The organism is Staphylococcus pasteuri, from assembly GCF_030547725.1.
Taxonomy (GTDB): domain Bacteria; phylum Bacillota; class Bacilli; order Staphylococcales; family Staphylococcaceae; genus Staphylococcus; species Staphylococcus pasteuri.
The window spans coordinates 1-243 of record NZ_JAUOQO010000790.1 but is presented as its reverse complement, the minus strand read 5'-3'; the positions used below and the strand labels follow the sequence as shown (position 1 = coordinate 243).

Annotated in this window: 1 protein-coding gene; it reads left to right on the top strand. The window is 32.5% G+C overall.

Translation table 11 applies throughout. The annotated features are described in order from the left end of the window. Window positions 1-239 (top strand): 50S ribosomal protein L23 (gene rplW, locus Q4528_RS15515; RefSeq protein ID WP_303522611.1); only part of this gene is annotated, 239 nt, incomplete at its 5' end. Between the last annotated feature and the right edge of the window lie 4 nt (window positions 240-243).

The following is a 243-nucleotide window of genomic DNA, read 5'->3' as shown; positions in this document are numbered from 1 at the left end:
CTGAAAAATCTTCAGAAGCAATGGCGGAAGATAAATATACTTTTGATGTTGTTACTCGTGCTAACAAAACACAAGTTAAAATTGCTGTTGAAGAAATCTTCGACGTAAAATTTGATAATGTAAACATCATCAACTATAAACCTAAGAAAAAACGTATGGGCCGTTACCAAGGCTACACAAATAAAACAAGACAAGCGATTGTTACACTAAAAGAAGGTTCAATCGACTTATTCAACTAAAACA